The organism is Xanthomonas populi, assembly GCF_002940065.1.
GTDB lineage: Bacteria > Pseudomonadota > Gammaproteobacteria > Xanthomonadales > Xanthomonadaceae > Xanthomonas > Xanthomonas populi.
Window position 1 is genome coordinate 1 of the sequence record NZ_MDEJ01000184.1, and the last position, 6,023, is coordinate 6,023.

Here is a 6,023-nt window from a genome sequence, read left to right on the forward strand (position 1 = left end):
CCGGACCGCCTCGATCTTGAACTCATCCGTATAACGCTTGCTGCTCATAGACACCTCCGAATCGACCATTTTCCATGGCCTTGAGATGTCTAGGAAAACCTGGGCGTATCAACTGCTCATGGCCTTGCATTTGCAAAATGCATCATTTCCGCCCTGCACTCGCTTCCCGAAGAATATTCATATCAAGGGACTGTCTTCACCGGCGAAGATCAGTTGCCGGAGTGTGTGTCGGAGCGATACCAAGAAGGAAGCATCACCACGGACCACCGATTTTTCGCGACCTCAGAAACCAAGAATGCATCCTGGAAAGGAATGGCAGTCGAGTGGGAAAGCAATTCAACAACTGGAAAACGCATCTCCATGTTTTCAGAGCGCCCGAATGAGCAGGAAGTTCTCTTCCCTCCTGGCACCCGCTTTGAGGTAACACGAATTGAAGAGAACGAGACTCATCCCCGCCTGAAGATTTATCAAAGCCAGATCGCGTAGGCATTCTGAATCGACCTGGAGAAGGATTCACCAGAAGTACGGATGTGGGCGGTGTGGATGGCGTTCGAGCGAACTGAACTTCGCAGCAACAGGCTGCTGAAGAATCATCTGCCACGCGAAACGGCAAACGGACGGCTCGACAAGGGGTTCTCAGCTCACAGGCCAAGCGCGCTGCTGACAGGCAACGCGCTTGCCTGTCAGTTGCGGTTACTTTTTGCCAGTTGTAGCGCTGCGCCATGACAGCAGCCGTACGTCCCTGGCGCAGGCAACGCGCACTAAGCGCGGCGATGGCCACCGCCGTACAGATCTATGACCAGGTGACCAACGGCTGTCGGCGATCGCTCATAGGCTCCGTGAGAATCCCTCGCTAGCAGTACGTGGCCGTGCAGTCCTCCCGCAGGCGGCGCTGGGCGCTCTATAAGCGCTGCCTCTGACCAGCAGCAGGCCAGCCGGTGCTATGCGAGTTGCATCCTCCTTGCCTGGCTGCGCTGACTTTGCAAGTCACAACCGTCCAGCCTAAATGACGTCGCCGTCCAGTTTGGCTGATAGCTTCGTCCAGTTTATTTAGTTTCAGCGTCCACTTGCTTGGCTGTATGTAGCAGGTCGGAGAAGTACGGCCTGATCTCGGGCGTCAGGGCTTGCTCCCATGCCGCGTAGCGCTGAACCGCGTCCTCGGGCGACTCGGCCTCGTAGATGCCGTAGAACGCCTCCTTGGCGCGGTAGGCGTCGCCCAGCGCCGGGTAGTTCTTGGCCCAGCCGTCGAGGTTGAGGCGATCCTTGTCGGTCAGGTCACGCTGGCGCTTGAGCAGTACGAAGCGGTCGTGGCATCAGCCCGCGCCGCTGGGGCGGCGTCAGTGCCGCACGCAGGGACTTGCGTGCCTTCTCCACGGCGTCGTTCGCCATGCGGACCACATGGAACTTGTCGATGACAATAATGGCCTGCGGGAGCATCGTCTCGACCGCATCCCGGTACGGCGTCCACATGTCCATCGCCACGACCTGCACCTTGTCGCGGCGATCCATCTTGGCAAGGTACTTGAGCACCGAGTCCTTGTCGCGATTCGGCAGCAGATCGACCAGCGTGTTGTTGCCGATGTTGGAGATCACGCAGCGCGGCTTGATGAGGTGAATTTCGTCGATGCCCATGATCTTGGGCGTCTCGAAGCGCACCTGCGTCTCCAGCTCGTTGATGTAGTCCCGGAAGATTTTACGGACGGTCTTCTCGTCGATGCCAGTCTCATCGGAGATCGACAGGAACGGCCGCTTGAGGCTCTGCTGGCCGATCCAGCGTGCCAGCCGAGCGGTCAGCCAGCGACCCTCGGTCACGTCGGGCAGAGTCTCGTAGAAGGTCTTGCCGCAGCTCCGGCACTGGAAGCGCCGGGTGTCGATGTACAGCCCGACACGCCGGGCGTGCATCGGTAGGTCTTTGACGTGCCGCTCCCGCCGTCCAAAGCCGACCAGTGCGTCCGACCGGCAATGGATGCAGGCCGTGATCGGTTGCATCACCTCGGCGTAGACGTGGTAGTCGTGATCGTCCTCCTCGACCCGCGTCACCCGATAGGCGGGGAGGTTCAGGATGTTGGCGGGCATGAGGGCTACGGCGCTGCCGCCACCGCCTGTTTCCGTCGTCGTACATCCGCCTCAGTCGAGGCACGCAGACGGATGAACTCAGCCTCCGGCATGGAATCAAACGTCTGCTCGAATGTCCGGTATATCCGGATGTTCCAACTCTTTCCATCCTGCTCAGCGGCAAACGGGTGCAAGATTTCCCCATCGAGGCCGACACGATCAATTTCCAAGAGCCGGTGGTTCGGATAAGAACGCGATGCCCCTGAGGTCCGCGCTCGCATCATGAGGCTCACTTGTTCGTGCGGGAATCCTGGGTGTGCACTGCAATCTGCTTTCGCTACTGCATCTTTGATGGCATCGATCTTGCTCCTATACGCTCGCGCAAGTTCCTTTTCATCGAACGGCACCTCGGGCACCGCGAACGGCGGGCCGACGAACCATGCTTCATCTAACTCGGGTTTCAGCTCGATGGCGAGAATCGTGCGCTTACCGACATCCGTGCATCGCCAGCGTTGCCCTGTACAGGTTTGAAACACGGTGCCGATCTTGAAGTCCTTGTGTTCCATCGTCACCTTCTCAGTGTTCGGCAGGGTCCACGAACATCGAATCGTAAGCCTGCTTTAGCAGCCTCGCGGGCACTTGATCTGACACGATCATTTCCCCGCCCGCACTGGCGACTTCAATCTCGTACAAGCTGCGTGCCGTGTCGAACAAAAGCGCAAGCCCGATATCCTGCAAAGAATCCCGAAGCTCCTCGGTCGTGATTCCTAGAACGCCAGCCAGTTTTTCCTCGTTCTGAATCATTGTGTTCCTCTACGCATTTGATCGTGGCCCCCTGCCAAGGCATTCCGCTCTGCATCGGAAAGTCCTTTCGCTGTCGCTATTTCATCAATGGACCGGTAAGACTCCATCCGCGAAGTGGCCTCGATAAAGCGAAGTTGAAATGAACCTGACGGCCCATGCTTTTGCTTGGCTACGATGACATCAGTATTTTCGGAACCCGCTTTTCGCTGGTGAAGCATGATCACAACATCTGCGACATCTTCGATAGCTCCGGAGTCGCGAAGATCGGTTAGAGCAGGATATCCATTGCTGTAATTGCGTTCCGTCGGGCGCACCAGATGAGAGGTGGCCACTCCAGTAACTTTGGCTTCCTTGGCAATTTCCTTTAGCGACCTTGCTATCTCCGCCACCTCTGCCGCACGATTGCTGCGGAGGCATGGCACCCGCATTTGCTGGAGGTTGTCCACGACAACCAGCGAGATGTCACCCTTCTCCTTCTGTAGTTGAAGCACCTTGCCACGCAGCATGTCCGGCGTCAGCCCAGGTGTGTCGTCGATCCAGATTTGCGCCTGCTTGAGCAAACGGACAGCAGATGTGATTGCATTCCAATCATCATCCATGACGCGGCCAGAACGAACGGCAGAGAGTTCAACGCCGCTCAGAGAAGCGACAAGACGAGAAGCCACTTGGTCCGCCGTCGATTCCGGGGTGAAGAACGCCACGCCTCGGCGACGTTTGAACGAAACGTGCTGGCTTAAGCCAAGTGCAAGCGGCGTCTTGCCAGACGAAGGCCGCCCACCTATGACGATCAAATCTTCAGCGTGTAGCCCACCAGCAACGAGTTGATCCAGTTCGCGGTAGCCCGTCGAATAGTCTGGATGCTCCGGCTCGCTAAATCGACCTTGCATGCTGTCGAACCACCGTGCCAAAGCGGGTTCTATAGCAACTGGGACGCGGGACGTTGTAGATACAGCCTCATTTTGCTCGACGGCCTGCGCGTCCGCTGTAGGGGCCGCATCGGCTTTGGGGTGAGCGGAGCGTTGAGTCTCCACCTTGGCCCGCGCCGCTGGCTTCCGTGACCTTTCAGTTGCCATTGTCAGTGCGGCTCCCCACCACTAGATGGGAGGGCGTCCACTGCATCGCGAACGTACTGCTCAGCAGCGTCGGCATCAGCAAAAACCACACCTCCGTTCCGATACTCCGGCCCATACCGGCGGGCCAGCCATTTGCCATCGGCTAACGGTTTAATCTCTCCGTGCCACGGTCCCTCACCACTGTCTCCTATTAGGAGGGTGCGAACTGGATTTCTCCTAATCGCAAGACCTGCGCGGATGAATTTTGCCGCATTCTTTGCTTGTCGCTCGGTAATCTCGCCCGTCGCCAGAGCTGCGGCCACGGCTTTTAGATCGCCGCTTGTCCTAAGCTCCGACATGCGCTTGGCGCTAGCTCTTCTGAGCTTTGGGGGCGGTTCATGATGAACACTCTTCATCGTTAGACAACCTCTCATTTCACCGGGCGAACGCAGCGGCGGATTGGCGGCCTAGCGGTAGGAAAAGCGGAACCCTTCGCTGTGCCATCTCAAGACTCCAGACCATTATCATCAGAAGCTTCCTCCGGAGAACGAGCATTCTTTGCGGGCTTTGACGCTCGATACTCAGAGAGGCGACGCACTTCCAGCGGCGTAGTTGGCAGTATCTGCTGCGCCACCTTGTAGAGAGCCAACACGTTGCGTCCCCACCGAGCTGTTTCAGCGAGGCTGGGTTTCTTCGGAGCGAGAATTCCGTCCCACAGGGTTTGTGCTGCCTGCGACTGAGGCAGCATGCAAAGTGCATGATCAATGCCTTCACGCTTGCTTTCCAGCAAGCGCGCCATGTCCTCTCCGGGTATCAAGTCAGGACGCATGGTGCCGATGGCCCACCAGTCGAAGAGATCACGTGGAGTCAATGACGCGCCACGATAAAACAGTTTTTTGGCGAGCACTTCCGCTACGGGCTCCAGTGGCAACGACGTGTCGTCGGAGGATTCATCCGGCAGGCCGAGCAACGACCCTCGGACGATGAAGTCGATTTCGCCGTCGGGCAGGTTCAGCTTGAGGAAATCCGCTGCCTCCTCGTAGCCGGATACCACGGCTTCAACACGGTCATTCAACCGGGGAGACACGTAGCCGACCCACTGAGGATCGCGGATGAAGAGATCGATGTCGTGGCTGATACGGTGATCCAACGCCAGCATCAGGCGGTTCCACCGCCGAGCTTGGGGTTGAATGTGTCGCCAGCCTGCCTCCGCACATCGGCGATGATGCCCAGTGCTATCCGTTCAAGGTTCCGCCACGACCCAGACTGTCGATGGGCTACCACCTCATCGCGCGAAATCGTGCTCATAGGAAGTGCTCCACCGAATTCTCCCAAGCCCGAGCACGCGGTAGGGCATCTGCCAGTGTTTCCCGGTAGAGCTGGTTGACGCGGTGTACATCCGCATCCGCTTCGGCTGCGCACCGAAAGATCAGTTCGGGAGCAAGTTCAACGAACAAACTGCTCACCAGTGCGGCAGCCGTGGGCGATGACGACACCGTGCGACTAGACCCCGCCCGCAGGGCCGTCGCCAGCTGCTCAGGAGTCAACACGCGCCCAACCGACGCATTCAGGTGCCCAACCGCCAGCTCCAAGTTCGATTGATGCCGCATCGTTGTCCACCAATCACGGAATCCGAATTTAAGATACGATTACAAGCGGTGGCTGTAAATCATCAAATCCGAATACCCGAAAATATCTGCGGACCACTGCCGATCACGATACTCCGGACAATTTACTGAGCCTTCCCGAATGTCCGTGACCTAACGACACTTGATGCCGGCCTTGTGCCGGCATCGCTGATCGGCGGACAGACCGGGCAATTCCATTACTGGCTCATGCCCTCCACCGGGGCGGTGCCGCTCATACGCCGGCACCAGCGGTGCGGGCGGTCTTGCGGGTGCGCGGCAGGCCGGGCAGTTTCAGCTGCGCCCGATCGCTGGGCAGGATCTTGGCGACGGTGGCCACGGTCGCTGCGCCGGCCGGCGGCTTGGCCGGCTTGGCGGGTTTGGCCTGGCGCTGGAGCTTGGCCAACGCCTTCAACGCGGCCGGGCGGCCGCGTCGGTAGATCTTGGGGGCGTGCACGTAGTTGGCCGGCAGCACCTCGAACACGGT

At 58.7% G+C, this 6,023-nt stretch carries 8 protein-coding genes and 1 pseudogene; 2 read left to right on the plus strand and 7 right to left on the minus strand.

Going from position 1 to position 6,023, the window contains the following annotated elements; translation table 11 throughout:
- Positions 1–141: 141 nt before the first annotated feature.
- A complete protein-coding gene (locus XpopCFBP1817_RS18995) occupies positions 142–486 on the plus strand; it encodes an ADP-ribosyltransferase (protein WP_341866021.1) in 345 nt (114 codons plus the stop codon).
- 560 nt (positions 487–1,046) lie between these two features.
- On the opposite strand, the gene XpopCFBP1817_RS23645 is transcribed toward XpopCFBP1817_RS18995, so the two are convergent.
- The 6 genes from XpopCFBP1817_RS23645 to XpopCFBP1817_RS19020 form a co-directional block, all read right to left on the minus strand.
- A complete protein-coding gene (locus XpopCFBP1817_RS23645; RefSeq protein ID WP_341866022.1) occupies positions 1,047–1,295 on the minus strand; it encodes a DesA/ISL3 alpha bundle tail domain-containing protein in 249 nt (82 codons plus the stop codon).
- Positions 1,276–2,076, minus strand: coding sequence for an ISL3 family transposase (locus XpopCFBP1817_RS19000; RefSeq protein ID WP_279627135.1), 801 nt, complete (start codon positions 2,074–2,076; stop codon positions 1,276–1,278). Before XpopCFBP1817_RS19000 ends, XpopCFBP1817_RS23645 begins: the two co-directional genes overlap by 20 nt.
- 5 nt (positions 2,077–2,081) lie before the next feature.
- Positions 2,082–2,621 (minus strand): hypothetical protein, encoded by a 540-nt coding sequence (locus XpopCFBP1817_RS22270; RefSeq protein WP_208619669.1) that lies wholly within the window; start codon positions 2,619–2,621, stop codon positions 2,082–2,084.
- A gap of 10 nt (positions 2,622–2,631) precedes the next feature.
- Positions 2,632–2,859 carry a hypothetical protein gene (locus tag XpopCFBP1817_RS19010; RefSeq protein ID WP_128418289.1) on the minus strand — a complete coding sequence of 76 codons (228 nt, stop codon included), beginning with the start codon at positions 2,857–2,859 and terminating at the stop codon, positions 2,632–2,634.
- A complete protein-coding gene (locus XpopCFBP1817_RS19015; RefSeq protein WP_158251326.1) occupies positions 2,856–3,890 on the minus strand; it encodes a DnaB-like helicase C-terminal domain-containing protein in 1,035 nt (344 codons plus the stop codon). Before XpopCFBP1817_RS19015 ends, XpopCFBP1817_RS19010 begins: the two co-directional genes overlap by 4 nt.
- A gap of 526 nt (positions 3,891–4,416) precedes the next feature.
- Positions 4,417–5,070 carry a nucleotidyl transferase AbiEii/AbiGii toxin family protein gene (locus XpopCFBP1817_RS19020; RefSeq protein WP_244171251.1) on the minus strand — a complete coding sequence of 218 codons (654 nt, stop codon included), beginning with the start codon at positions 5,068–5,070 and terminating at the stop codon, positions 4,417–4,419.
- A gap of 489 nt (positions 5,071–5,559) precedes the next feature.
- Here XpopCFBP1817_RS19020 and XpopCFBP1817_RS23650 point away from each other — a divergent pair, with 489 nt between their 5' ends.
- Positions 5,560–5,670, plus strand: a complete 111-nt coding sequence (locus tag XpopCFBP1817_RS23650; RefSeq protein WP_279627138.1) for a DUF3892 domain-containing protein — start codon at positions 5,560–5,562, stop codon at positions 5,668–5,670.
- Between the two features lie 101 nt (positions 5,671–5,771).
- Here the strand turns inward: XpopCFBP1817_RS23650 and XpopCFBP1817_RS19035 are convergent.
- Positions 5,772–6,023, minus strand: a pseudogene (locus tag XpopCFBP1817_RS19035) (hypothetical protein); the annotation flags it as partial.